The sequence below is a fragment of the Gordonia sp. IEGM753 genome, from assembly GCF_050321825.1.
Classification (GTDB): domain Bacteria; phylum Pseudomonadota; class Gammaproteobacteria; order Pseudomonadales; family Pseudomonadaceae; genus Aquipseudomonas.
This window is the reverse complement of the sequence record NZ_JBNQGB010000002.1, coordinates 50,040-73,558: the sequence shown is the minus strand read 5'-3', so window position 1 is coordinate 73,558 and position 23,519 is coordinate 50,040. Positions and strand designations below refer to the sequence as shown.

21 protein-coding genes and 1 pseudogene are annotated in these 23,519 nt (G+C 57.5%); 11 read left to right on the top strand and 11 right to left on the bottom strand.

All coding sequences use genetic code 11. From position 1 onward, the window contains the following. Positions 1-55: 55 nt before the first annotated feature. The 3 genes from ACQR3R_RS13200 to ACQR3R_RS13190 all read right to left on the bottom strand — a co-directional run bounded on the left by ACQR3R_RS13200 (position 56) and on the right by ACQR3R_RS13190 (position 3,506). Positions 56-1,234, bottom strand: coding sequence for a VWA domain-containing protein (locus ACQR3R_RS13200; RefSeq protein ID WP_428272718.1), 1,179 nt, complete (start codon positions 1,232-1,234; stop codon positions 56-58). 11 nt (positions 1,235-1,245) lie between these two features. After that, positions 1,246-2,091, bottom strand: coding sequence for an AAA family ATPase (locus ACQR3R_RS13195; protein WP_045058724.1), 846 nt, complete (start codon positions 2,089-2,091; stop codon positions 1,246-1,248). Positions 2,092-2,429: 338 nt separating this feature from the next. Then, a complete protein-coding gene (locus tag ACQR3R_RS13190; protein ID WP_428272717.1) occupies positions 2,430-3,506 on the bottom strand; it encodes a DUF748 domain-containing protein in 1,077 nt (358 codons plus the stop codon). 127 nt (positions 3,507-3,633) lie between these two features. On the opposite strand from ACQR3R_RS13190, the gene cysK reads away from it, so the two are divergent. The 4 genes from cysK to ACQR3R_RS13170 all read left to right on the top strand — a co-directional run bounded on the left by cysK (position 3,634) and on the right by ACQR3R_RS13170 (position 7,137). Then, positions 3,634-4,608: a cysteine synthase A gene (cysK, locus tag ACQR3R_RS13185; RefSeq protein WP_428272716.1), complete on the top strand. Its 975-nt coding sequence runs from the start codon at positions 3,634-3,636 to the stop codon at positions 4,606-4,608. 192 nt (positions 4,609-4,800) lie between these two features. Beyond that, on the top strand, positions 4,801-5,739 hold the full coding sequence (locus ACQR3R_RS13180) for an aspartyl/asparaginyl beta-hydroxylase domain-containing protein (protein WP_428272715.1): 939 nt from the start codon (positions 4,801-4,803) through the stop codon (positions 5,737-5,739). Positions 5,740-5,999: 260 nt separating this feature from the next. After that, positions 6,000-6,164: a hypothetical protein gene (locus tag ACQR3R_RS13175; RefSeq protein WP_428272714.1), complete on the top strand. Its 165-nt coding sequence runs from the start codon at positions 6,000-6,002 to the stop codon at positions 6,162-6,164. Between the two features lie 109 nt (positions 6,165-6,273). Beyond that, on the top strand, positions 6,274-7,137 hold the full coding sequence (locus tag ACQR3R_RS13170; RefSeq protein ID WP_428272713.1) for an EamA family transporter: 864 nt from the start codon (positions 6,274-6,276) through the stop codon (positions 7,135-7,137). A gap of 39 nt (positions 7,138-7,176) precedes the next feature. Here the strand turns inward: ACQR3R_RS13170 and ACQR3R_RS13165 are convergent, their stop codons facing one another. The 4 genes from ACQR3R_RS13165 to ACQR3R_RS13150 all read right to left on the bottom strand — a co-directional run bounded on the left by ACQR3R_RS13165 (position 7,177) and on the right by ACQR3R_RS13150 (position 11,328). After that, entirely contained in the window at positions 7,177-8,133 is a 957-nt protein-coding gene (locus tag ACQR3R_RS13165) for a LysR substrate-binding domain-containing protein (protein WP_428272712.1), read from the bottom strand. Between the two features lie 69 nt (positions 8,134-8,202). Then, positions 8,203-9,732, bottom strand: coding sequence for a tripartite tricarboxylate transporter permease (locus ACQR3R_RS13160; protein ID WP_428272711.1), 1,530 nt, complete (start codon positions 9,730-9,732; stop codon positions 8,203-8,205). After that, positions 9,729-10,262: a tripartite tricarboxylate transporter TctB family protein gene (locus ACQR3R_RS13155; protein ID WP_428272710.1), complete on the bottom strand. Its 534-nt coding sequence runs from the start codon at positions 10,260-10,262 to the stop codon at positions 9,729-9,731. The genes ACQR3R_RS13160 and ACQR3R_RS13155 overlap by 4 nt, the downstream gene beginning before the upstream one ends. Before the next feature lie 52 nt (positions 10,263-10,314). Further along, positions 10,315-11,328 carry a tripartite tricarboxylate transporter substrate-binding protein gene (locus ACQR3R_RS13150; RefSeq protein ID WP_428272709.1) on the bottom strand — a complete coding sequence of 338 codons (1,014 nt, stop codon included), beginning with the start codon at positions 11,326-11,328 and terminating at the stop codon, positions 10,315-10,317. A 377-nt stretch (positions 11,329-11,705) separates the two neighbouring features. Here ACQR3R_RS13150 and ACQR3R_RS13145 point away from each other — a divergent pair, with 377 nt between their 5' ends. From ACQR3R_RS13145 to ACQR3R_RS13115, 7 genes and pseudogenes are all read left to right on the top strand, one after another. Continuing rightward, a complete protein-coding gene (locus ACQR3R_RS13145) occupies positions 11,706-13,052 on the top strand; it encodes an MFS transporter (RefSeq protein WP_428272707.1) in 1,347 nt (448 codons plus the stop codon). Beyond that, positions 13,045-14,010: an amidohydrolase family protein gene (locus tag ACQR3R_RS13140; protein ID WP_428272705.1), complete on the top strand. Its 966-nt coding sequence runs from the start codon at positions 13,045-13,047 to the stop codon at positions 14,008-14,010. Before ACQR3R_RS13145 ends, ACQR3R_RS13140 begins: the two co-directional genes overlap by 8 nt. Positions 14,011-14,165: 155 nt before the next feature. Continuing rightward, a pseudogene (locus ACQR3R_RS13135) lies at positions 14,166-15,011 on the top strand (4-hydroxythreonine-4-phosphate dehydrogenase PdxA); the annotation flags it as partial. A 353-nt stretch (positions 15,012-15,364) separates the two neighbouring features. After that, positions 15,365-16,690 (top strand): MFS transporter, encoded by a 1,326-nt coding sequence (locus ACQR3R_RS13130; RefSeq protein ID WP_428272703.1) that lies wholly within the window; start codon positions 15,365-15,367, stop codon positions 16,688-16,690. A gap of 33 nt (positions 16,691-16,723) precedes the next feature. Beyond that, on the top strand, positions 16,724-17,899 hold the full coding sequence (locus ACQR3R_RS13125; protein ID WP_150745842.1) for an L-rhamnonate dehydratase: 1,176 nt from the start codon (positions 16,724-16,726) through the stop codon (positions 17,897-17,899). A gap of 53 nt (positions 17,900-17,952) precedes the next feature. Continuing rightward, positions 17,953-18,948: an AraD1 family protein gene (araD1, locus tag ACQR3R_RS13120; RefSeq protein ID WP_428272700.1), complete on the top strand. Its 996-nt coding sequence runs from the start codon at positions 17,953-17,955 to the stop codon at positions 18,946-18,948. 42 nt (positions 18,949-18,990) lie between these two features. After that, entirely contained in the window at positions 18,991-20,571 is a 1,581-nt protein-coding gene (locus ACQR3R_RS13115) for an aldehyde dehydrogenase family protein (RefSeq protein WP_428272698.1), read from the top strand. 95 nt (positions 20,572-20,666) lie between these two features. Here ACQR3R_RS13115 and ACQR3R_RS13110 read toward each other — a convergent pair whose 3' ends face one another. From ACQR3R_RS13110 to ACQR3R_RS13095, 4 genes are all read right to left on the bottom strand, one after another. Continuing rightward, a complete protein-coding gene (locus ACQR3R_RS13110; RefSeq protein ID WP_428272696.1) occupies positions 20,667-21,557 on the bottom strand; it encodes an EamA family transporter in 891 nt (296 codons plus the stop codon). Positions 21,558-21,996: 439 nt separating this feature from the next. Further along, positions 21,997-22,377, bottom strand: coding sequence for a hypothetical protein (locus tag ACQR3R_RS13105; protein WP_428272694.1), 381 nt, complete (start codon positions 22,375-22,377; stop codon positions 21,997-21,999). Beyond that, positions 22,358-22,771, bottom strand: a complete 414-nt coding sequence (locus tag ACQR3R_RS13100; RefSeq protein ID WP_428273423.1) for a polymorphic toxin type 44 domain-containing protein — start codon at positions 22,769-22,771, stop codon at positions 22,358-22,360. Before ACQR3R_RS13100 ends, ACQR3R_RS13105 begins: the two co-directional genes overlap by 20 nt. Positions 22,772-22,808: 37 nt before the next feature. Continuing rightward, the gene (locus ACQR3R_RS13095; protein WP_428272693.1) at positions 22,809-23,210 is read right to left on the bottom strand and encodes a hypothetical protein; all 402 of its coding nucleotides are present in this window, start codon (positions 23,208-23,210) and stop codon (positions 22,809-22,811) included. Positions 23,211-23,519: the final 309 nt, after the last annotated feature.

Sequence of the window (23,519 nt, the reverse complement as noted above, 5' to 3'; positions counted from 1 at the left end):
AGATCTCATGTGGGAGCGGGCTTGCTCGCGAAGGGGCCATGACAGGCAACGAAGATTATTTGGAAAGATACCGCATCCCTTCCTCCAACCCCCGCAGCGTCAGCGGGTACATCTGATCATCAATCAAGTCCCGCACGATGTTGGTGGAGGACGTATAGCCCCACGTATCTTTCGGGTATGGATTGATCCAGATGACTTTCTTGTACTTCGCCATGAACCGCTGCATCCACACGTAACCGGCTTCTTCGTTCCAGTGTTCGACACTGCCGCCGGCCTGGGTGATTTCATAAGGCGCCATCGCCGCATCGCCGATGAAGATCACTTTGTAGTCGGCGCCGTACTTGTGCAGCAGGTCCTGGGTTGAGGTGCGTTCGGAGGTGCGGCGCATGTTGTTCTTCCACACCGATTCATAAATGAAGTTGTGGAAGTAGAAGTACTCCAGGTGCTTGAACTCAGTCTTGCAGGCCGAAAACAGTTCCTCGCAAATCTTCACATGGGCGTCCATCGAGCCGCCGATGTCGAACAGCAGCAACAGCTTGACGGTATTGCGCCGTTCCGGGCGCATCTGGATGTTCAACAGGCCCGCATCGCGTGCGGTGTGGTCGATGGTGCCATCGATGTCCAGCTCTTCCGCCGCCCCTTGACGCGCAAATTTACGCAGCCGGCGCAGGGCTACCTTGATGTTGCGGGTGCCCAGTTCGACCGAGTCGTCGAGGTTCTTGTACTCGCGCTGATCCCACACCTTGACCGCTTTGCCCTGGCGCTTGCCTGCGTCGCCCACCCGAATACCTTCCGGGTTGAAACCACCGGAGCCGAACGGGCTGGTGCCGCCCGTGCCGATCCACTTGTTGCCGCCGGCATGACGTTCTTTCTGTTCTTCGAGGCGTTTCTTGAACTCCTCGATCAGTTTGTCCAGGCCGCCCAGGGACTGAATGGCTGCGCGCTCTTCATCGGTCAGGGAACGCTCGAACTCCTTGCGCAACCAGTCTTCTGGAATCAACGCCTGAAGGTGGTCGTCGAGTTTTTCCAGGCCATTGAAATAAGCACCGAAGGCCCGGTCGAACTTGTCGAAATGCCGTTCGTCCTTCACCAGGATTGCTCGGGCCAAGTAGTAAAACTCGTCCATGTCGGCAAAGGTCACGCGCTGTTTCAGCGCGTTGATCAGGTCCAGCAGCTCGCGCACCGAGACTGGCACCTTGGCTGCACGCATTTCATTGAACATGTTGAGCAGCATGGCGTTGGCCCTTATCGACTACCGCGACGGCTCATGAACGCCAGACGCTCCAGTAACTGCACGTCTTGCTCGTTTTTCACCAGGGCGCCGGCCAGCGGCGGAATGGCCTTGGTCGGATCGCGTTCGCGCAGCACTGCTTCGCCGATGTTGTCGGCCATCAGCAGCTTCAGCCAATCCACCAGTTCGGAGGTCGAAGGCTTCTTCTTCAGCCCTGGCACTTTACGCACGTCGAAGAACACATCGAGCGCCTCGCTGACCAGGTCTTTCTTGATGTCCGGGTAATGCACGTCGACGATTTTCTGCAGCGTGGTGCGATCCGGGAACGCGATGTAATGAAAGAAACAGCGGCGCAGGAAAGCGTCTGGCAGCTCTTTTTCGTTGTTGGAGGTAATGATGATGATCGGACGCTTCTTGGCCTTGATGGTCTCGTCGATCTCGTAAACGTAGAACTCCATCTTGTCGAGTTCTTGCAGCAGGTCATTCGGAAACTCGATGTCGGCCTTGTCGATTTCATCAATCAGCAGAATCACCCGCTCGTCGGACTCGAAGGCTTCCCAGAGCTTGCCTTTCTTCAAGTAGTTACGAACGTCGTGAACCTTGTCCGTGCCCAGTTGCGAGTCGCGCAAACGGCTCACCGCGTCGTACTCGTAAAGGCCTTGATGGGCCTTGGTGGTGGACTTGATGTGCCAGGTGATCAGCTTGGCGCCAAAGGATTCGGCCAATTGCTCGGCGAGCATGGTCTTGCCAGTGCCGGGTTCGCCCTTGACCAGCAGCGGACGCTCCAGGGTGATGGCGGCATTCACTGCCAGCTTCAAGTCATCAGTGGCGACATAGGCCTGGGTGCCTTCGAACTTCATCTGCTTTTCCTCGAACGGTAACGCCGACCTGAGCGGAGCAGGGCGTAGCGCAATAAATGTTGTGTCCGACTATACCGCGCAGGCCGGTCGACTGTGAACGCAGACGGCTTATTCAGTCTCTGAATGGAGCGTCACATCCTGACTGGCATCGACGGTCTGAATCAGGCTGCGCAGGCGCTTGGGATCGGTGCCCGGGGTATCAGCCGCTACCGTTGCGGTCGAGAGGCGGTGCCCAAGTAGCAGACACTGGCATGTCTTGGCTGGGATTTCCTGCAATCGCAAGCGAACCCGGCGCAAGCTGCCGAAGCGACCGGCGACTACACGGTGACCCGAAAGTCTTAACCCGCCTCCGGCTTCGGCCGTTCGTAGCGGGCGGTAAATGCCTGGACGAAGCCGTTGCGCAGTATCTGCAGGAACGCCTGAAATGCGCTGACGTTTTGCTGATGCACATTGCCGCTTAGTTCAACGCGGGTGGCGAACTGGTTTTTGTTCTGGTTTTTCAACACGGTTTCGGTGCCGCCCACTATCGCTTCCCAGACGGAACGCAAAATTCCCTTATTCTTGTTTTCGACATCCTGCTGCCAGTTGAACACTTCTACGTCGCGCAACAGCGGCTTGATGTAGCCCTTGAGTTGCCCTTTGTTAGCCTCGGCTTCAATTACCACATCGCCGTGGCCAGCATTGAAATCGAACTTGCCGTAAGCCGACGCAAAATCGTTCAGGCGCCGCAGTTCAATGTCCTTAGCCCGCAGTCGGAACTCGAAGTCTTCGAAATTACTCAGTGGATCGAAAGTTGCCGTAGTTTCCAGCGGTGCGTGCCCCAGCAACAGGGCCTTACCTTCGAAACGCGCGTCTCGCTTGCCTTGGGTGTCGACTACGTTAGTCAGGTTGTAAATGCTGGCATTGACCTGAGTGGCGTTCATGTTGACCGGCGGTTGCGAATTGAAGTTGCGAAAACTGATCTTGCCGTCGTTGATTCGAACTTCGTTGAGGGTGATTGGCAGCAACTTGCTGAGTTGCGCTCGCCAGTCGGTGCCTCGACCTGTTTGCGAGTTTTGTTTGTTGGTGCCGCCATCGACGAAGTTCAGTTGCGGGTTGAAAAACTGCACTTCTGCCACGACGGCATGGTCGTACCACAATGAGTGCCAACTGACCGACAGATCGATCAGTGGCGCATCGACGAAGGGTACTGGCACTTTGCCGTCGACCTTCACAATTTTCAGCCCGTTGATTTTGTACGCGCCGCGCCACAAGGCCAGATCGACATCGGTGACCTGTCCGCGATATTCACCCATGTCCGCCAGCTTGTCGTTCAGGTAATTGCGCACCATGTACGTCAGGGTGATATGCAATGCAACGAGTAGCACAACGAGGCCGGCAAGTGTCCACAAGGGCCAACTGTATCGACGTTTCATGATGGCAGATCTCTGGCGATGTAATGCCATTGACTGCGCCAGCGCGCGGACGTTCGCCTCGACTGGACGACCAGGAGCAACAGGCATACCTTGGAGCGCTAATTCAATGCTGCATAAGGACCCAGCCATGAGTCGTATTTTTGCTGACAACGCCCACTCCATCGGCAACACACCGCTGGTGCAGATCAACCGGATCGCGCCGCGCGGCGTGACTATCCTGGCCAAGATCGAGGGGCGCAATCCCGGTTATTCGGTCAAGTGCCGGATCGGTGCAAACATGATCTGGGACGCGGAAAGCACCGGTAAACTCAAACCTGGCATGACCATCGTTGAACCCACTTCCGGCAATACCGGCATTGGTCTGGCGTTCGTTGCCGCCGCGCGCGGTTACAAGCTGATGTTGACCATGCCTGCATCGATGAGCATTGAACGGCGCAAAGTGCTTAAGGCGCTGGGTGCCGAGCTGGTACTGACCGAGCCTGCAAAAGGCATGAAGGGCGCTATCGAGAAAGCGGCGGAAATCCTCGCCAGCGACCCGGCCAAGTACTTCATGCCGGCCCAGTTCGATAACCCGGCCAACCCGTCCATCCACGAGAAAACAACCGGTCCGGAAATCTGGAACGACACGGACGGTGCCGTTGATGTGTTGGTGGCGGGTGTCGGAACGGGCGGAACCATTACTGGCGTCTCGCGGTATATCAAGAATACCCAGGGCAAGCCGATTATTTCGGTCGCGGTAGAGCCGGTGAGCTCGCCGGTGATCACCCAAGCGTTGGCCGGTGAAGAAATCAAGCCCAGCCCTCACAAAATCCAGGGCATTGGCGCCGGTTTTGTGCCGAAGAACCTGGATTTGTCGATCGTCGATCGGGTTGAGCTGGTCAGCGATGAAGAGTCCAAAGCCATGGCCCTGCGGTTGATGCAGGAAGAGGGGATTCTGTGCGGCATCTCGTGTGGTGCTGCGATGGCGGTGGCCGTGCGCTTGGCCGAGACACCCGAAATGCAAGGCAAGACCATTGTGGTGATTCTGCCGGACTCCGGCGAGCGCTACTTGTCGAGCATGTTGTTCAGCGATCTGTTCACCGAGCAGGAGAATCAACAGTAAGCCGTGGTGGGGGTTGATTCAGGTCAGCGAGTGTTCAGGCGCCTTATGTTAAAAAGTGCTTTATTGCACAATCTTTAACACTGAATGTCGGGTTTTGCGGGTTTTTCCCGAGGCCGGTAGTGATTTATCATTGCCGGCTGCCACGTCGGGTAAATGGCGTTGTGCAGAGTTGCCTATTTCAAGGAGTCGTTGATGAGTTTTTCCCTTGCCGCGAAGGCTTCGGTGCTGCTGTTGTTTCTCGGCAGCACCCTTTATGTGCATTTGCGCGGTAAGGCGCGATTGCCGGTGCTGCGTCAATTCGTCAACCATTCGGCTCTGTTCGCGCCTTACAACGCCTTGATGTACCTGTTTTCCGGCGTGCCTTCCAAACCGTATCTGGATCGCACCAAGTTCCCGGAACTGGACGTGCTCAAGGACAATTGGCAGGTCATTCGTGACGAAGCCATGCACCTGTTCGACGAAGGCTACATTCGCGCCGCCGAAAAGAACAATGACGCCGGTTTTGGTTCTTTCTTCAAGAAAGGCTGGAAGCGTTTCTACCTGAAGTGGTACGACAAACCGCTGCCTTCGGCTGAAGCGCTGTGCCCGAAGACCGTGGCGTTGGTCAGCAGCATCCCCAACGTGAAAGGGGCCATGTTCGCTCTGCTGCCGGGCGGTAGCCACCTCAACCCGCATCGCGATCCGTTTGCCGGTTCCCTGCGCTATCACCTGGGCCTGTCGACCCCCAATTCCGATGCTTGCCGCATTTTTGTGGATGGTCAGGAGTACGCCTGGCGCGATGGCGAAGACGTTATGTTCGATGAGACCTATGTGCATTGGGTCAAAAACGAAACCGATAAAACCCGGGTCATTCTCTTTTGCGACATTGAGCGGCCGCTGAGCAATCGGTTCATGACGCGCATCAATCGCTGGATAAGCGCATGGCTGGGCCGGGCCACTGCGCCACAAAACCTGGATGATGAACGTGTAGGCGGGATCAACCGGGCGTACGCCTGGAGCAAGAACTCCAGCGACAAGTTCAGTGGTGTGGTCAAACAGTGGAAGCGTCGTAACCCTAAAGCCTACCGCGTGCTGCGGCCGGTACTGGCGGTGCTGGTGCTGGCGTTGCTGGTGTATTGGCTGTTCGGTTGATGCTGATTGTTGGATAAAAGAACCGCTCCTTGTGAGCGGTTTTTTTTAAAAAGGGAATTTAAACGACGCACCGGTGTGGTCATTAATCATCAGTGAGTTCGACACGGGTCGCAGCCAAAAGGGCATCACCACTCGCCCACGTGACCCTGTCGTTAAGGGCTCTTTATCCAAGTCGTTGCAATACATGTCGATCGCTGGTTATAGTCGGCGCTCGGTGGTTTTCATCAATCACTGTCCGATCCCACAAAGAAGATCAGCCCATGCCTGCATCCCTCATCAACGCGGTAGTCGATTCAGCGGTTAACGCTGGCGTCGTGCCGTGCGGGAATCAGCAGCCTGCGCAGATCAGTCATTACCCTCCACCTGTCAGTAGCACGCCGGTGTGCGCAGTCGTATCACCGCCGGGCGTTGGCGTTTCGGGCTGATCAGCTTTTATTGGCTGTCGTATGCCCGCACAAAAATCGCCCGCTTGAAAAAACTACTGAATTTCAGCTTCGGCTGAGTTGGCTTTTTGCCTGACTACAGGTGGTATTCATGTTTGTCCTTTCGAAAAAATCCGCATTGGCGGCGGCCTCCACGAGCCTGTTTGTTCTGCTGTGGAGCAGCGGTGCAATCTTCTCCAAATGGGGTCTGGCGCATGCGTCACCCTTTGCGTTTTTGCTGTTTCGCTTCGCCATCGCGTTGTGCGGTCTGGTGCTGCTGGTGCCGTTACTCAAGCTGAAATTGCCCAAGGGCGGCAAGCCGATGCTGTACGCGATGGCCACCGGCGTGGTGTTGCTGGGGGCTTACCAGATTTTCTATCTGCTGGCCCTGGACTTGAAAGTCACGCCGGGTGTAATGGCGACAATCATGGGCGTTCAGCCGATCCTCACGGTGGTGATCATGGAGCGTCAGCGCTCAGCCAGCCGCCTATTTGGCTTGGCGCTGGGCTTGGCGGGGCTGATCATGGTGGTTTACCAGGGCATCGGTCTGGCCGGTATGTCGCTGGCGGGCATGCTCTTCGGATTACTTGCGCTGGCGAGCATGACGTTCGGTTCGATCATGCAAAAACGCATCACCGACAACCCTCTCGGAACGTTGCCGGTGCAGTACCTTGCAGGCCTGTTGCTGTGCGGGATCTTCGTGCCGTTTCAGCCATTCCATTTCGAACACAGCAGTGGTTTTATCGTGCCGGTTTTGTGGATGGGGCTGGTCGTTTCGGTGCTAGCGACGTTGCTGCTGTATCGGCTGATTGCTCGCGGCAATCTGGTGAATGTCACCAGCCTGTTTTACTTGGTACCCGCGGTGACGGCGATCATGGACTATCTGATTTTCGGCAACAAACTTGCCTCGTTGAGTCTGCTGGGAATGGTGCTGATTATTGTCGGCCTGGCGTTCGTATTCCGTAAGTCCGCCTAAAGAGAACCAAGGCCCGGAGCCTTCAGCTTCGGGCCTTTTTCATTTGGTGGGCGCATGCTCGGCCCGCACGGAGTTCATGAACGCCTGCATCGCCGACGATTGAATGCGATGGCGCCGGGTGATCAGTCCGAACGGTGGCAGACGTGCCTCGAATTTGATTGGCAGCACTGCCAGCAGGTCGCGGCCGGCGTAATCTTCCACCACCGACACTGGCGTGACGCCAAGCATGTCGGTCTGCTGGATCAAGGACAGCAGGGTCATGATCGAGGTGGTCTCCACGATGCTGCTCGGAATGTCGACCCGGGCATTGTGGAACACTTGGTTGATGATCGCGCGCATCGGGCTCGGGTGCTGTTGCAGCACCCAAGTCATGTTCTGCAGCTCTGCCCAGCTCAGTTTCTTCTCCTTCGCCAATGGGTGTTGCGCACCGGCAATGACGCACAAGGCTTCTTCGCCGAGGCTATCGAATAACAGCTCCTCAGCTCGTGCGCCGGCCGGAATCCGTCCCAGCACGATGTCCAGTTGATCCTGCAAAAGCGCTTGCACCAACACGTCGCTGGTGTCGACCTGAATGCTCATCGACAACCGTGGGTGGCTCTGTTTGAGCGTGGCGATGGTGCGGGTCAATAGTCCTGAGGCCAACGCCGGGATGGCGCCGACTGCAACCCGGCCAAGGTTGCCGGATTCGAGCGCCACCAGTTCTTCACGCATGCCGCTGAGTTCGGCAAACACCATGCGTGCGTAGTAGATGACGGTGTCCCCGAACGGGGTAGAACGCATGCCGCGCGGCAAGCGTTCGAAAAGCTCGACGCCGAGCAAATCCTCGGCTTCATGCAGCATCTTCGTCGCTGCTGGCTGCGTCATACCGATGTGGTCGGCGGCGCGCCGCAACGAGCCGAACTCCTGCAGAGCCAGCATCAGCCGCAATTGGCGTAGACGCAGTCGACTGTGGATCACGTTGGCTTCTGGAATTCGCACATCAGGCGTTCGGGTCATGGGCTCGACTCGCAAAAAAGACTGCGGCAAGCCTGACAACAAATGTCAGGCGTTGCCAGCATTGCAGTGTCACAGCACCGACTTGGTTTTCGCTACGTGCGGTTTGCGCAGGCCCATCAGCATTTGCAGTGCCTTGGTAATCAACGGCCAGAACAGCATCAGCATGGCCGCGGTGGTCAGGCTGCCCACCAACGGGTTGGACCAGAAGATTCCCAATTGCCCGTCCGAAAACAGCATCGACTGACGGAACGCATCTTCAGCTTTATCGCCCAACACGGCCGCCAGCACCAGTGGCGCAATCGGATAACCGAGTTTCTTGAACAGATAACCCAGTGCGCCGAAGCCCAGCATCAATACAACATCAAAGAAGGAGTTGTGCACCGAGTACGCACCGATGGCGCAAACCATGATGATGATTGGCGCAATAATCGAAAACGGAATGCGCAGGATCGAGGCAAACAGTGGCACCGTCGCCAACACCACGATCAAACTCACCACGTTGCCCAGGTACATGCTGGCGATCAGGCCCCAGACAAAATCATGCTGCTCCACGAACAGCGTCGGCCCAGGATGCAAGCCCCAGATCATCAACCCACCGAGCATCACTGCGGCAGTCGCCGAACCGGGAATGCCCAGGGTCAGCATCGGCAGCAAGGCACTGGTGCCCGCCGCGTGGTCGGCAGTTTCCGGAGCGATCACGCCTTCCAGTTCGCCCTTGCCAAAGTTGTCGCGGTTTTTCGAAAAGCGCCGCGCCAGGCTGTAGCTCATGAACGATGCCGCCGTCGGCCCGCCCGGCGTGATGCCCATCCAGCAACCGACCAATGTGCTGCGCACGATGGTCAGCCAGTAGCGTGGCAGTTTGGCCCAGGTACGCAGGATGACCATTGGTGTAATGCGCGCATGTTCGCCGCGAAATACCAGGCCTTCCTCGACGGTGCAGAGAATTTCGCCGATCCCGAACAACCCGATCACGGCCACTTCAAAACTGATGCCGGTCATCAATATTGGCTGGTCGAACGTCAAGCGCAAATTGCCCGATACCGTATCCATGCCGACCGCTGCCATGGCGAAACCGATCATCATCGCCACCACGGTTTTCAGCGGCGGGTTTTTGCTCATGCCAATGAAGGTGCAGAACGCCAACAGGTACACCGCAAAGAACTCCGGTGAGCTGAACGACATGGCAAACGCAGCAATTTTTGTCGACAGAAACGTCAGCAGCAACACGCCGGCCAGGGCACCTATCAGTGCCGAGCTGAATGCGGCGGTCAAGGCTTCCGCGGCGCGGCCTTCGCGAGCCATCGGGTAGCCGTCGAAGGTGGTTGCCACCGATGAGGGTTCACCGGGGATGTTGAACAGAATCGAGGTGATCGAGCCGCCGAACAGCGCGCCCCAATACATACACGACAACAAAATGATCGCCGACACCGGCGACATGGTGAACGTCAGCGGTAGCAACAATGCCACGCCATTGGGCGCGCCGAGGCCTGGCAATACACCGACCAGAATGCCCAGCAGTACGCCGATCACCATCAGGCCGATGTGGCCCGGGGTCATGATCAGGCTCATGCCCTGCAGCAGGGAATCGAACTCACTCATTTGAAATATCTCCCGACCAGGCTGATCAAGTCACCCAGCGGACCCGCATCCAGCGGAACCTTGAACCACAGCGAAAAAATCAGGTAGCTGGCGAGCACTGCGCCAAGCGATACGGTGGCGATCATCAACGGGCCATAAGGCTTTTCGCGGACCCTGTCGCGCCACATGAACCAGGCGATAAAACAGGCGGATGCGATGTAAATGCCGGTGAACGGCATGGCGCCAACGAACAGCGCAATCGGGATGAACACCGACAACACTTGCTTGAATGCACTGCGGCTGACGAATGAAACGCTCAGCGCGCGCCAGCGCACCACGGTCAGCACGCCGTTGCCGACACTGGCGGCGCTTAGCAGCAGGCCAATGTAGAACGGGAAGTAACCGGGCTCAGGGCCGGAATCGCCCCAGCCGATGCCTTGTTCGACGCTGCCAAACATCACGACTACGCCCAACAGGGCGGTAAACAACGTCAGGCCGAGTTCGACCCAGCGGGTACCGACCAACGCCGGTGAATCCGAAGAATGGGACATGAAACACCTCCAGCAGGTGGCGGCCGAGCGCAGGCGAACGGCCGCGAGCAACTCAGTTTTTCAGCCAGCCGGCCTCTTTGAACACCGGCGTGACGCGGGCGGTGTCCTGTTCGATATAGGCGGTCAGTGGCTCACCTTCGAGGAAGGTCGGCACCAATGCGTTCTGCGTGACGTAGGCCTTGAACTCCGGGCTCTGCGTGACTTTACGCATCAGCTCGACATAGAACGCACGTTGTTCGGCGGTGACCTCGCCTGGCATGAATACGGTGCGCGGGAAGCGGTATTGGTCGATGCCCAAGCCTTGTTCGTGACAGGTCGGCACGTCGGCCCAGGATTTATCGCCGGCGACTTTTTCGGTGTAGCTCATGCGCTCTTTACTGAACACGCACAGCGGCTCGACCTGGTCGCCACGCCATTGGCTGATGCTTTCGCTGGGGTTGTTGACGTTGGCGGCGATGTGTTTGCCAGCCAGTTGGGTGGCGGCTTCACTGCCGCTTTTAAACGGGATGTACACCAGTTTGCTGTGGGTGGTCTGGTTCAGCAGCAGGGTCAATGTCTGGTCGACGTCCTTGGATTGGCTGCCGCCCATGCGCAGTTTCGACGGGTCGGCCTTGACCGCTTCGTAGAAGCCTTTCGCGTCTTTCCACGGCGCGTCTTTGTAGCTCCAGAGAATGAAGTCATCCTCGGCAACGGCTGCAATCGGGGTCAATTCCTTCCACTGATAACCGAGCTTCGACACCAGCGGCAGCAGGTAGATATTGTTGGTGCCGATCACCAGCTTCTCGGGGTCGCCCTTGTTCATTTTCAGGTCGAGAAACGCTTCGGCGCCGTTGCCGCCGCCCTTGTTGAGAACGATGGTATTAACATCGAGCAGCTTATGCGTGGTGATGATCGACTGGATCAGCCGGGCGAGTTGGTCGGTGCCGCCACCGGGTCCGCCAGCAACGACAATTTCGACGTTTTTGTCAGGCGTCCAGGCATGAGCGAGAGCAGGAAGGGCGCCAGCGGCGACGAGAGTACAACCAAGAAAAAGACGGGAGGTGCGGCGTACGAATGCAGTTCGCATGGAAGGGCCTCGTTTTTGTAGTTGTTATAAGTGACTTGTCTGCGCTCAAAAGCCGCAAGCCTGGCCCGAGTGTGGGAAGCCGTCGCCTCCGCGTCTAGTCAAAACAATACATACACCGATAGCCTGGGGTTATAGGTCGGGTAAATCGCTTGTGTGGTTTTCGCTGAAGGCACTGTGCCAGAGCCTTTTCTGATAAAAGCTGATGGAGGTGTAAACCGTTGAAAGCTGCCTGAAAGCAAGGCATGGCATAACCCGAGGCTATCGCCTTATGCCAAGTATTGATTAGACGGTTATCACTGAGCCTTCGATAGTGCTCACCAGCGCCGCCATGAAGCGGCAGAGCGGCATCACAAAAATAATAAATCGAGGTACGCACCATGGCTCGTCCCAGTGCATCGCTGCACCTGCCCGGCGCAGGTGACCAGCCCACAGCCGTAGCTGCGGCAATACCGCAAGCCACCACCCGCAAAGCCAGCAGCGTACGCTGGCGGATTTTCGCGATTATCTTTGCCCTGACCATGGTCAACCTGATTGACCGGGTGTCGCTGTCGATTGCGATGCCAACCATCGCTCATGAATTTTCCCTCTCGCCCAGCATGCAGGGGTTGATCCTCAGCAGCTTCTTCTGGGCCTACGCGTTGTTGCAGATTCCCGGTGGCTGGATGATCGATCGTTTCGGCCCGCACCGGGTGATCAGTTGGTCCACCGGGCTCTGGGGCACATTCCAGGTGTTGGCGGCATTCGCCAGTGGCGGACTGTCGTTGCTGTTTGCGCGTGTTGCGCTGGGTGCGGCAGAGGCTCCGTTATTTCCCTCGGGCGGCAAGCTGATTTCATTGTGGCTGGCGCCAAGCGAACGCAGTCGTGGCGCGGTGCTGATGGACAGCGGCAGCCCATTGGGCGTGGCGATTGGCGGCTTGATCATTGCTTACCTGATCGCCTCGCTGGACTCCTGGCGCCTGGCGTTCGTGATCGCCGGCGTCGCGACCTTGGTGTTGGCGTGGCTGGCTCGGCGTTACCTGCGTGATGACCCTGCCACGCACCCACACGTGAATGCTGCGGAACTTGAGAAGATCAACGCCGGGCGTGCCACGCCTGCTGCCGAAGCGGCGCGTGTCCCCGTCAAGGGCTTGGGGATTGCGCCGCGCTCGCTCAGTGGTTTGCTGGTCGGCCGCGCGAGTTGGGCCATGGTTTATTTTGGTTTGCTGACGTGGGGGCCGAGCTATTTGTCGCAAGCTCGAGGCTTTGACATCAAGGGCATCGGTGCGGCGACTTTCGTCATTTTCATCTGCGGCGCACTGGGTTCGTTGACCGGTGGTTTCCTGTGCGATGGGTTGATTCGTAAAGGGGTCAGCCGTGGTGTCGCGGTCAAGAGTCTGCTGGCCTTTTCCGGATTGATAGCGCTTGGCGCCTTCCTGCTGTTGCCAACCTTGAGCGATCCTTTTGCGGCGGTGGCGTTGTTGGCCATGACCGCGTTTTTCTTGATGTGGGGCAGCCTCTACTGGAGCTTCCCGGCGTTGCTGGCAGCACCGGCTCGCGTCGGCCTGATTGGCGGCGTGATGAACATGGCCGGCAGCGTAGGTGGCATCGCCGTGCCGATCCTGGTCGGGATCATTCTGCAAATGACCGGTGGTTTTGCGCCGGTGCTGGGTTTCTTTGCGGTGTGTTCGGCGATCTTCGTGCTCGCAACGTTGTTCATCAGCCTTGATGAGGTGCGTCATGCCTGACACCAGCAACCTGTGGAATGGCCCGATCGTCGATGCCCATCATCACTTTTGGGACCCGACGGTCAACCACCATCCATGGCTGATGCCTGAAGCCAATGTCCCGTTCCGCTACGGCGACTACAGCGCGATCAAGCGTCGCTATTTGCCCGACGATTATTTTGCCGATGCGGGCGCACACAACGTCGTGCAAACCGTGTACGTCGAGACCGAATGGGACCCGCAAGACCCGATTGGCGAAACCCGTTTTATCGAGGGGTTGGCCGCCCGTTACGGCGTGCCGAATGCGGTGGTGGCGCAAGCCTGGCTCGATCATCCGGACGCCATTGCAGTACTGACAGAGCAAGCCGGTTTCAAGTGTGTGCGCAGTGTTCGGCACAAACCCGGTGGCCCGACGTCACCTGCTCAGGTTGGACGTGAGCGCAGTTTGATGAGCGACGAGCATTGGCGTCGAAGCTATGCCGCGCTGGAAAAACTGGGTCTGCATTTTGATCTGCAGGCACCCTGGTGGAACCTGCACGAAGCCGAACAACTGGCGCGGGACTTTCCCGGCATCACGCTGATTCTCAACCACGCTGGATTGCCCAGTGACCGCAGCGCTGCCGGGCTGGCGGGTTGGCGCCTGGCGATGGCGCGGCTCGCTGAGTGGCCGAACGTGCAGGTCAAGATTTCTGGCCTGGGTTTGGCCGGTCGGGCATGGCGGCCCAAAGATAACGCCTGGATCGTGCGTGAGGTCATCGCGATGTTCGGCAGCGACCGCGCGATGTTTGCCAGCAACTTTCCAGTGGACAGCTTGTGCGGTTCGTTCGACGACATCTACAGCGGTTTCAAATCCATTGTTGCTGACCTGCCTCAGGCCGATCAGCAGCGGCTTTTTTACAGCAATGCGCAGCGGATCTATCGCTGCGAGCCCTGCGCCATTGACCGGGCATGGTCTGAACCATTGAGGAGTGAAGCATGAACAAAACCACCATCGCCATGGTCCTGGGTGACCCGGCGGGCATTGGCCCGGAACTGATCGCACGCCTGTTGAGCGATCCCGTGGTTCGCAGCCAGGCCAATGTGATTCTGATCGCCGATGAGGCAGAAATGCAGCGCGGCATGCGCATTGCCGGTTCGCAGTTTCCCTACCGTCGTGTCGAGTCGCTTGCGCAGTTGTCGTTTACCGACGACACGCCGCTGTTCTATGACTTTCGCGGTGACACCGTTGGCGAGTTTGCGCGCAGCGAGGCCAGTGTCATCGGCGGTCGCTACTGCCTCGATACCCTGGAACAAGCGCTGCGCCTGACCGAGGCCGGAACCACCGATGCGGTGCTGTTCGGGCCACTGAACAAAACCTCCCTGCACATGGCCGGCATGGCACACAACGATGAACTGCACTGGTTCGCTGAGTTGCTGGATTTCCACGGGCCGTTCTGTGAGTTCAACGTGCTCGACAACCTGTGGACGTCGCGGGTGACTTCGCACGTGGCGCTGGCCGAAGTGCCGGGCATGTTGTCGCAGGCGCGCGTCGTGGAGGCGATCCAGTTGATCGACACCGCACTCAAGCGCAATGGCCTGAAAAAGCCGCGCATCGGCGTCTGCGGCTTGAACCCGCACAACGGTGACAACGGCTCGTTCGGTCGTGAAGAACTGGACATCATCGGCCCGGCCGTACGTTCGGCACAGGCATTGGGTATTGCTGCGGAAGGACCGTATCCCGGCGATACGATTTTCCTCAAGGTTCAGGGCGATGCGAGTGCATTTGACGCCGTGGTCACGATGTACCACGACCAAGGGCAGATCGCGATCAAGTTGATGGGGTTCTCGCGCGGAGTCACCGTACAGGGTGGCTTGCCGATTCCGATTACCACGCCGGCGCACGGCACCGCATTCGATATCGCGGGGCAGGGCAAGGCCAACGTCGGGGCGATTCGCCAAGCGTTCGAGATCGCCTGTCGAATGGGTGTTAACAACTACTGACAACCCGCGAAACCCACTGACACGCGCAACACCCTGTAGGAGCTGGCCTGCCAGCGATGAGGGCCTGACAGACACGCCTGAAGTGACTGTCAGACCGCTATCGCCGGCAGGCCAGCTCCTACAGTTTTTTGTGAGGCCTGATAACTCGATCTGCCTAATAACGGCACTGACCTATCACCTCAGGTTATCGATGGATGTGCAGAAGTGATTATCCGCCTCTGTTCGTGCTGGCTAAAGTCGCTCCATCGACTGATCAGAGCCGACCTGGAGCCGACTCGATCACTTGAATCAACAACTACAAAAAGCCTGCCTTGCCGTTGAGCAAGGTACATCGGCAGTAAAGGAACCTTCACATGCCCCGTCCAGATTCCGTCACGGCTCTGTCCAGTGCCATCTCCAAAAGTCGGCTGCGTTTGCTGCCATTTCTGATCCTGATGTACATCCTGGCCTTTATCGATCGCTCCAACGTCGGCTTCGCCAAAGCTGCGTTGCAGGCTGATACCGGGCTGGGTGATGCGGCGTTCGCGTTCGGCGCGAGCATCTTTTTCATCGGCTATGCGTTCTTCGAAGTGCCGAGCAACTACATGCTGCACCGCCTCGGCGCGAAGGTCTGGCTGTGCCGGATCATGGTCACCTGGGGGCTGGTGTCGGCGGCCATGATGTTTGCCCACAACGCCGAAACCTTCTATGTGCTGCGCTTTATGCTGGGTGTCGCCGAGGCCGGTTTCTTCCCTGGCATTATTCTTTACCTCACCTACTGGTTCCCCGCGCAAAGCCGTGGCCAGGCCTTGGGCCTGTTCTATTTCGGCCTGCCGCTGGCGTTGGTATTGGGTAGCCCGTTGTCGGGCTGGCTGCTGGACTTCCACGGCGTATTTGGCCTGACCAACTGGCAGTGGCTGTTCGTGGTTGAAGGCCTGATGGCTTCAGTGGTCGGCATTGCGGCTTACTTCTATCTGGTCAACCGCCCGGCTCAGGCCACCTGGTTGAGCGTCGAAGAAAAGCAGGCTCTGGAAACGGCGCTGGCAGAAGAAGATGCGCTGAAAAAAAACAGCAGCCCGCACGGCTTTCTCAGTGCATTGCGCAACCCTCGGGTGCTGCAATTCTGCCTGGCGTATTTCACGATTCAGATGAGCGTATACGGCGTGGTGTTTTACCTGCCGACGCGCATCGCCGGTTTGCTCGACGGCCATGTCGGCCTCAACGTCGGCCTGATCACCGCAATCCCTTGGGTATGCGCCTTGATCGTCACCCGCATCGTCACCCGTTATGCCGACCGCACCGGGCAGCATCGTCGCTTGGCAGTGTGCATGTTGACCATGGCCGCGCTGGGTATTGCCGCTTCGGCACTGGGTAACAGCATGGTGCCGGTAGTGCTCGCGTTCTGCTTTGCCGCTGCCGGTTTTGTCTCGGTGCAACCGCTGTTCTGGACCATTCCTACTAGTTACCTCAGCGGTGCGGCCGCGGCGGGCGGTATCGCCCTGATCAACTCAATCGGCAATCTTGGCGGCTTCGTTGCGCCGAACCTGAAAACCGTGATGGAAAGCAGTTTTGCAGACCCGCGTGCCGGCATGTTCGCCCTCGCGTTGGTGGGCATTCTGGGCGCCATCCTGCTGTCCCGACTTCGCACTCATCACACCCCAAAATCGCCCTCGCAGCTCACACCGGCTCAGGTTGGCTGATCACTACCAAAGCGTTAGCAAGGATTAGAATTCATGAAAATCAAAGCGATCCGTACCCGCGTTTTCGAATGGAAAGGCAAAGTTGTTCCACCTCAGGCGCATTTCTGCACCAACGCCAGCGACATCCTGTTCGAGCGTGGCGACGCCATGGGCTCGTTCCGTTTTCACGGCTGGCTGGTGGTGGAAGTCGAGACCGATACCGGTCTTGTCGGCATCGGCAACTGCGCCCTGGCACCGCGTGTGGCCAAGGAAATCATCGACACCTATCTGGCACCGATTGCGATTGGCGAAGACCCGTTCGACAACGAATACATCTGGCAGAAGATGTACCGCCAAAGCCACGCCTGGGGCCGCAAGGGCATCGGCATGGCTGCGATCTCGGCGATCGACATTGCGATCTGGGACATCATGGGCAAAGCGGTCAATAAACCCGTGTTCAAATTGCTCGGTGGCCGCACCAAGGAAAAGATCTGGACCTATGCCTCCAAGCTCTACGCCAACGACAACCTGGATCTGTTCCTGGAAGAAGCCCAGGGCTATCTGAATCAGGGCTTCACCGCGCTCAAAATGCGTTTCGGTTATGGTCCGAAGGACGGCCCGGCGGGCATGCGCAAAAACATCGAGCAGGTCCGTGCGCTGCGTGAACTGGCCGGTCCGGACATCGACATCATGCTTGAGTGCTACATGGGCTGGACCCTGGAATACGCACGTCGCATGTTGCCAAAACTCGCCGAGTTCGAACCGCGCTGGCTCGAAGAACCTGTTATCGCTGACGACATCGAGGGTTACATCGAGCTGAAAAAAATGGGGATCATGCCGATCTCTGGCGGCGAGCACGAATTCACCTCGTACGGCTTCAAGGACCTGCTGGAGCGCCGCGCCATCGACGTGATCCAGTACGACACCAACCGCGTTGGCGGCATTACCGCCGCGCGCAAGATCAACGCGATGGCCGAGGCCTGGTCGGTGCCGGTCATCCCGCACGCCGGGCAAATGCACAACTATCACCTGACCATGTCCACTACCGCCTCGCCGATGGCGGAGTTCTTCCCGGTGTTCGACGTCGAAGTCGGCAACGAACTCTTCTACTACGTGTTCAAGGGCGAGCCGCAACCGGTCAACGGCTACATCCAGCTCGACGACAACAAACCGGGCCTGGGCCTGGAAATCTCCGATGAATACCTGAGCGACTTCAACATCATCGAGTGACCTTGAAGCGCCGCCCGCAGGTGGCGCCATCCCTGACTTTGTGGAGGGCCGACATGCGCCTGATTCAATTTGAAAACACTGCCGGTGAGCGCCAGGTTGGCGTCGTCGAAGGCTCGCAGGTTCACGTGCTGAAAGGCACCCGCAGCACCCGTGAACTGGCACTCGCCGCGATCCGCGCCAAGCGCAGCCTGCAAGAAGAAGTCGCCCAGCGCGGTACCGAGGCTGGCCCGGATTATGCGCAATTGTTGCAGCAGGGCAGTGTGTTGCCACCGCTGGACCACGAAGACCCGGCTCATTGCCTGATCAGCGGCACCGGCCTGACCCACTTGGGCAGCGCCTCGACGCGCGACAAGATGCATCAGCATGACGGCGAAGTCGAAGCCGGCATGACCGACACCATGCGCATTTTCAAATGGGGCCTGGAGGGCGGAAAACCAGCGGCCGGCCAGGTTGGCGCGCAACCGGAATGGTTCTACAAGGGCGACGGCAGCATCGTGGTTCGCCCCGGTGCGGACTTCCCTGTGCCGCCGTTTGCCGAAGACGCGGGCGAAGAACCCGAGCTGACCGGTCTGTACGTGATCGGCGACGATGGCCAGCCGTACCGTGTCGGTTACGCCTTGGGCAACGAATTTTCCGACCACGTGATGGAGAGGCGAAATTACTTGTACCTCGCGCATTCGAAGCTGCGTTTCTGCGCCTATGGCCCGGAACTGCGCGTGGGTGAATTACCCAAGCACCTGGCGGGTACCAGCCGTATCAAACGTAATGGCGAAACAATCTGGGAAAAGGAATTTCTCAGCGGTGAAGACAACATGTGCCACAGCTTGGCCAATCTTGAATTCCACCACTTCAAATATGCACAGTTTTTGCGTCCGGGCGATGTTCACGTGCATTACTTCGGCACCGCGACGCTGTCGTTCGCCGACGGCATAAAAACTCAACCGGGCGATCGCTTCCAGATCAGCCTTGATGAGTTTGGCGCGCCGCTGGAAAACGGTATCGGCGAAAGCGCCCAACCGTTGGCCATCGGCCAGGTGCGTGCGCTTTAAGCCTTCAATCACCGGCGCTGTCGGCCGGTCAAGGAAACCTTTATGACCACGTTACTCGGACACAACTACGTCGGCGGGCGCCGCAGCGCTAATGGCACGCTGCAACTGCAAAGCCTGGACGCGACCACGGGCGAGCCGCTGCCCGGCAGCTTCTTCCAGGCCACAGAAGCCGAAGTGGATGCCGCAGCCAACGCCGCCGCTGCCGCGTACCCGATCTACCGTAACCTCAGTGCGGAAAAACGTGCGCTGTTCCTCGACGCCATCGCTGATGAAATCGATGCGTTGGGCGATGACTTCGTCGCCATTGTTTGCCGCGAAACAGCGTTGCCGGCGGGGCGAATTCAAGGCGAGCGCGGACGTACCAGCGGCCAGATGCGTCTGTTTGCGAAAGTCTTGCGTCGGGGTGATTTCTATGGCGCACGAATTGATCAGGCCTTGCCGGATCGGCAACCGTTGCCACGCCCGGATTTACGCCAATACCGCATTGGGTTAGGGCCGGTCGCGGTGTTCGGTGCCAGTAATTTTCCGTTGGCATTTTCCACGGCCGGCGGCGATACCGCCTCCGCGTTGGCTGCCGGTTGTCCGGTGGTGTTCAAGGCCCACAGTGGGCACATGGCAACGGCTGAATGGGTGGCGGATGCGATCATTCGAGCCGCCGAGCGCACCGCAATGCCGGCGGGCGTCTTCAACATGATTTATGGCGCTGGCGTCGGCGAGTGGCTGGTCAAACACCCCGCCATTCAGGCCGTAGGTTTCACCGGTTCGCTCAAGGGCGGTAATGCCTTGAGCCACATGGCCGCGACGCGCGCTCAGCCCATTCCGGTGTTTGCGGAGATGTCGAGCATCAACCCGGTGTTCCTGCTGCCCAAAGCGCTCGCTGTGCGTGGTGAACAGATTGCCGCGCAACTGGCCGGTTCGGTGACCCTGGGTTGCGGTCAATTCTGTACCAATCCGGGGTTGGTCATCGGTCTGCGCTCGCCACAGTTCAGCCTGTTCCTGGAAACGTTTTGCGCGAGCATGAATCAACAGCCCGCACAAACAATGCTCAATGCCGGTGCTTTGGCCAGCTACAGCCAAGGCCTGGGAGAGTTGCACGAACACCCAGGGTTGACGCACCTGGCTGGCAAACCGCAGCAGGGCAATCAGGCTCAGCCGCAAGTGTTCAAGGCCGATGTCAGCCTGTTGCTCAAGGGTGATCAGTTGCTGCAGGAAGAAGTATTCGGGCCGACCACCATCGTCATCGAAGTCGAGGATCAAGCGCAGTTGGCAGCAGCGCTGCATGGCTTGCGTGGGCAACTGACCGCCACACTGATTGGCGAGGCCGATGAGCTGCTGGAGTACCGTTGGCTGGCCGAGTCGTTGCAGGAAAAGGTCGGGCGGATATTGCTCAATGGCTATCCAACCGGTGTCGAAGTCTGCGAGGCCATGGTGCATGGGGGGCCGTATCCGGCGACGTCGGATTCGCGTGGGACATCAGTGGGCTCACTGGCAATTGATCGATTCCTGCGGCCGGTGTGCTTCCAGAATTACCCGGATGCGTTGCTGCCCGAGGCACTGCAAAGCGCTAATCCACTGGGCATCCAGCGCTTGGTGGATGGGCAGGTCAACCACAAGAGTTTGTAGTTTGCGGTGACTGATCTATCGCTATCGCGAGCAAGCACAATCCCTATGGGAGCGGGCTTGCTCGCGAAGGCGTCATGGGCGGCAGCGCAAAGTCATCAAGCAATAGCCTTGCCCGGTTTCAACACCAGCCACAACGCCGCCGCAATCAACACCCCGCCATAGATGTGCGCCATCGACAACGGCTCATCCAGAAACAGCGCGCCCCAGAGCACCCCGAACGGCGGAATCATGAACGTCACCGTCATCGATTTCACCGGGCCAATGGAGGTCAGCAATCTGAAGTAAACGATGTACGCAAACGCAGTGCATGCAAGCCCCAGCCCAAGCAACGACAACCAGACATTCCAGCCGCCCCAGCTCGCGGGAGGCTGGCTGATCACGCTGTAACCGAACAGTGGCAACAAAAACAACGTCGCACCGAGCATGCTGCCCAGTGCTGAAAGTCGACTGTCGAGCCCCCCAGCCTGATCGAGCCAGCGGCGGGCGAGGAATCCGGCGAAGCCATAACACGTGGTAGCAAGCAGGCAGGCGAGGGCACCCATCAAAATGTCCAGATCGAACGCCACGGGTCCCGCGCGGGTAAGAATGCCGACGCCGAACAAACCGAGGAACACTCCACCTAACTTGGCAGCAGTCAGTTTTTCACTGAAGAACAAACCGCCGATCAACACGCCCATCAGCGGCGTCGTGGCATTGAAAATGGCCGAGTAACCCGCCGGCAGCACCTGGGCTGCAACGGAGTAAAGAGTGGCGGGTATTCCGGAGTTGATCACACCGAGCAACATCACGGTCTTGAGCTTGCCTTTGAAATCCCAACTGATACGCATCAGCCCTAGAATCACCAGCAACCCGACGGCGGCAATCGACACACGAAAAAACGCAGTGGGAATCGTGCCAATCACCGGGGCGATGATGCGCATGAACAGAAAGCTGGCGCCCCAGATAGCCGCCAGCGACAGCAAACGGAAAATATCGACAGGGCTCACGGGCGCACTCCTTCCTTGATGGGGGCGAGAGTGTTGCCGAGAGTTTTGCATGTGGCAACCGGTAAATGGGGGTTGAATCCTGTTTGGGGACTTGACCAGTCCCCTTTACATCGGCCCAAGCGATCGACATCTGTATGGGCACCTTTTTTGATATTTATGTTGCCGTGCGAGTCGAGATAAATATCGGTATTAGGCCATTTGAGGCGAATGCTCACGCAATGGTGGCGACCTGTTTTTTATTCCATCAATCATGCTGCATAGAAAACTCGTCGTCTGGAGGAATAAACCCATGCCAAGTGTTCACCTCCCAGTTGTATTCGACCTTTGTATTTTCGGTGTTGTACCGCCGCTGGATAATACGATTCCAGAAGTCGGCTCTTCCATAACTGCCAGAGCTTGGTTGGCTGGATCTGTTTAGCAATAGAAGGTCAGTCTCACGCTAGCATTTTTTAATGCGACTGAGGTCGCCTGGAGCTGTTTTGTGAGTGTCAATTGCGCCGTTGCTATCCAGGTAAATTTTCGTTCTGGTCCATTTTGGTGTGATAGATATGCAGCGCACATGGTCCTCCCTGGCGCCCCATTCAAATATCATGAAAAACTCCTCATTGGGGAATATATGTCCGGTTTCGAATGTTGATTGTCCCGGGTTCATGCCTTCTTTATGAATGCTGTGCTGTGTATTCCAAATGTACCGGATTTCTTTTTTTCCGTCTTTGGAGTAGTAAATATCCACAACAGGAACTGCTACATACCAGAACAGCAGAGGCATAAATATTAAAGCCCCGAATAGGTATTTGAATTTAATTCGTTTTGCAGTCATGGACACTGGCACCCTCTCCCCAATTTTTTGGTGTGACTGCAAGTACTTCGTTTTTTATCATTGTTGCTGTTATGCGCCCGTTGGGGTATCGGCTATAGAGTTTCGTGCCGATACCAATCGAAATACGATCCGGAGCGTCGTCCCATGCCCGTAGTCCGATAACGCCTACAGAGCGATGAGGCCCCGGAAGCTTTCTATCTTCTTGTGCCACCAAGGCAAGCTCTTTAACTTTTCGCCATGAGTCAGAGACGATTTGCTCAGCCCCAGCTCCATCCAGAAGTAGGCTTTCGGATAGTCCACTCGCCATTCCCACATATCCGTAGTGTATGTTTGACCAAATATCGTAGTAATAGTCATGAGCGCCTTGTTTGTGTCGAACTTTTCCATCATACAGGGAGCGTATTTTTGGCTTATGATCCCACTCTTGAGTGTCATTGTTGTTTGCATGGCTTAAGACGGGTCATAATCTCCGGCCCTGTTTTAGCACTATCAATCCTGCCTGTTTTGTCAAGGTAGATGTCTATCGTTCTTCCCCATTTTGGGGTTATATAAATGCAGTTCTGAAAACCAGCCTTGGTCCACCAGTCGAACATCATAAAAAAGTTTTTGTCAGGGAATAGGTGGCTGAACTCAACGGCCGATCCTCCGTGTTTAATATTACCTCTATAAATTCTGTGCTGAGTGTTCCAAACGTAGTGGAACTCTTTCGTGCTGTTAGGAAAAAAATTAACCGCTACAACCGGACTGGCGATATACCAAAGTGCCGGTGGAAATATAATTAAAATGGAAAGAGCCCAGCGACCGTATCGGATTTTATTCTTTTTAGCATACATGCGATTTTACCCCCTTTTTCCGTCCCGGTGCGTCACTGCAAGCACTTCGTCCATGTACTCATACTTCGCTTCTTCTGCGGCAGATGCGGGATGCTCGTTGCGCTGAATTTCATCACGAGCCTGTTCCTGCTCGTATTGATCAATGGCTGCCTGCTGGCGAGCGTAGTCTGCAAGGGTTGGTGTTCGGGCGGCACAGGCGGGACAACCACACATGATCGAGCCTACATAGAATGACGGCCGTCCACCCTAGTGGCCGGTTTACGTGTTGGCTGTAGGGCTATTCGCTAATGCAGTGGTCCACTTTCCGAG

What these genes read in the sequence shown, in the direction of transcription:
- araD1 (WP_428272700.1), top strand. Translation starts at nt 17,953, where the DNA reads ATGCGCCTGATTCAATTTGAAAACACTGCCGGTGAGCGCCAGGTTGGC.
- cysK (WP_428272716.1), top strand. Translation starts at nt 3,634, where the DNA reads ATGAGTCGTATTTTTGCTGACAACGCCCACTCCATCGGCAACACACCG.
- ACQR3R_RS13145 (WP_428272707.1), top strand. Translation starts at nt 11,706, where the DNA reads ATGGCTCGTCCCAGTGCATCGCTGCACCTGCCCGGCGCAGGTGACCAG.
- ACQR3R_RS13150 (WP_428272709.1), bottom strand. Translation starts at nt 11,328, where the DNA reads ATGCGAACTGCATTCGTACGCCGCACCTCCCGTCTTTTTCTTGGTTGT.
- ACQR3R_RS13195 (WP_045058724.1), bottom strand. Translation starts at nt 2,091, where the DNA reads ATGAAGTTCGAAGGCACCCAGGCCTATGTCGCCACTGATGACTTGAAG.
- ACQR3R_RS13095 (WP_428272693.1), bottom strand. Translation starts at nt 23,210, where the DNA reads ATGTATGCTAAAAAGAATAAAATCCGATACGGTCGCTGGGCTCTTTCC.
- ACQR3R_RS13155 (WP_428272710.1), bottom strand. Translation starts at nt 10,262, where the DNA reads ATGTCCCATTCTTCGGATTCACCGGCGTTGGTCGGTACCCGCTGGGTC.
- ACQR3R_RS13125 (WP_150745842.1), top strand. Translation starts at nt 16,724, where the DNA reads ATGAAAATCAAAGCGATCCGTACCCGCGTTTTCGAATGGAAAGGCAAA.
- ACQR3R_RS13200 (WP_428272718.1), bottom strand. Translation starts at nt 1,234, where the DNA reads ATGCTGCTCAACATGTTCAATGAAATGCGTGCAGCCAAGGTGCCAGTC.
- ACQR3R_RS13115 (WP_428272698.1), top strand. Translation starts at nt 18,991, where the DNA reads ATGACCACGTTACTCGGACACAACTACGTCGGCGGGCGCCGCAGCGCT.
- ACQR3R_RS13160 (WP_428272711.1), bottom strand. Translation starts at nt 9,732, where the DNA reads ATGAGTGAGTTCGATTCCCTGCTGCAGGGCATGAGCCTGATCATGACC.
- ACQR3R_RS13130 (WP_428272703.1), top strand. Translation starts at nt 15,365, where the DNA reads ATGCCCCGTCCAGATTCCGTCACGGCTCTGTCCAGTGCCATCTCCAAA.
- ACQR3R_RS13180 (WP_428272715.1), top strand. Translation starts at nt 4,801, where the DNA reads ATGAGTTTTTCCCTTGCCGCGAAGGCTTCGGTGCTGCTGTTGTTTCTC.
- ACQR3R_RS13140 (WP_428272705.1), top strand. Translation starts at nt 13,045, where the DNA reads ATGCCTGACACCAGCAACCTGTGGAATGGCCCGATCGTCGATGCCCAT.
- ACQR3R_RS13165 (WP_428272712.1), bottom strand. Translation starts at nt 8,133, where the DNA reads ATGACCCGAACGCCTGATGTGCGAATTCCAGAAGCCAACGTGATCCAC.
- ACQR3R_RS13105 (WP_428272694.1), bottom strand. Translation starts at nt 22,377, where the DNA reads ATGACTGCAAAACGAATTAAATTCAAATACCTATTCGGGGCTTTAATA.
- ACQR3R_RS13175 (WP_428272714.1), top strand. Translation starts at nt 6,000, where the DNA reads ATGCCTGCATCCCTCATCAACGCGGTAGTCGATTCAGCGGTTAACGCT.
- ACQR3R_RS13170 (WP_428272713.1), top strand. Translation starts at nt 6,274, where the DNA reads ATGTTTGTCCTTTCGAAAAAATCCGCATTGGCGGCGGCCTCCACGAGC.
- ACQR3R_RS13190 (WP_428272717.1), bottom strand. Translation starts at nt 3,506, where the DNA reads ATGAAACGTCGATACAGTTGGCCCTTGTGGACACTTGCCGGCCTCGTT.